Source organism: Candidatus Symbiopectobacterium sp. NZEC135, from assembly GCF_025962695.1.
The window spans coordinates 1-1,158 of sequence record NZ_JAGFPF010000597.1; the positions used below are offsets into that span (position 1 = coordinate 1).

Genomic DNA, 1,158 nt, shown 5'->3' on the forward strand with positions numbered 1-1,158 from the left:
AATTGCACTGGGTTTCCCCATTCGGGTATCGTCGGTTGTAACGCTTCATATCAGCTTACCGACGCTTTTCGCAGATTAGCACGCCCTTCATCGCCTCTGACTGCCTAGGCATCCACCGTGTACGCTTATTCACTTAACCTCACAACCCGAAAATGTTTCGGATGTGAAAGCTTGAGAGAATCACAATAGTAGTAGTGAGCCACTATTGCTCGTTTCAATTTTCAGCTTGTTCCAGATTGTTAAAGAGCAAATATCGTAAACACGACTCGTAAGTCATCTTTACGTTATTGTCGGTTCCGCAGAACCGGTGATAATGTCTTTCACTCATTATCGGTATGGCGTCCCCAAGGGGATTCGAACCCCTGTTACAGCCGTGAAAGGGCAGTGTCCTAGGCCTCTAGACGATGGGGACACGAAAACCCGATTGACGACTGCCTAATCGGTTCGCATCAGCATGAGTAGAAACTCATTCATCAACAGGTGCTTTTTGCTCATTATTTTCATCAGACAATCTGTGTGAACACTTCACAGAATCAGTATCATTAGGTAAGGAGGTGATCCAACCGCAGGTTCCCCTACGGTTACCTTGTTACGACTTCACCCCAGTCATGAATCACAAAGTGGTAAGCGCCCTCCCGAAGGTTAAGCTACCTACTTCTTTTGCAACCCACTCCCATGGTGTGACGGGCGGTGTGTACAAGGCCCGGGAACGTATTCACCGTAGCATTCTGATCTACGATTACTAGCGATTCCGACTTCATGGAGTCGAGTTGCAGACTCCAATCCGGACTACGACGTACTTTATGAGGTCCGCTTGCTCTCGCGAGGTCGCTTCTCTTTGTATACGCCATTGTAGCACGTGTGTAGCCCTACTCGTAAGGGCCATGATGACTTGACGTCATCCCCACCTTCCTCCAGTTTATCACTGGCAGTCTCCTTTGAGTTCCCGGCCGAACCGCTGGCAACAAAGGATAAGGGTTGCGCTCGTTGCGGGACTTAACCCAACATTTCACAACACGAGCTGACGACAGCCATGCAGCACCTGTCTCAGAGTTCCCGAAGGCACCAAAGCATCTCTGCTAAGTTCTCTGGATGTCAAGAGTAGGTAAGGTTCTTCGCGTTGCATCGAATTAAACCACATGCTCCACCGCTTGTGCG

1 tRNA gene and 2 rRNA genes are annotated in these 1,158 nt (G+C 49.2%); all 3 read right to left on the bottom strand.

The annotated features are described in order from the left end of the window. A 23S ribosomal RNA gene (locus J5224_RS29055) occupies window positions 1-139 on the bottom strand; the annotation flags it as partial. 197 nt (window positions 140-336) lie between these two features. After that, window positions 337-412, bottom strand: a tRNA-Glu gene (locus tag J5224_RS29060). A gap of 135 nt (window positions 413-547) precedes the next feature. Beyond that, a 16S ribosomal RNA gene (locus tag J5224_RS29065) occupies window positions 548-1,158 on the bottom strand; the annotation flags it as partial.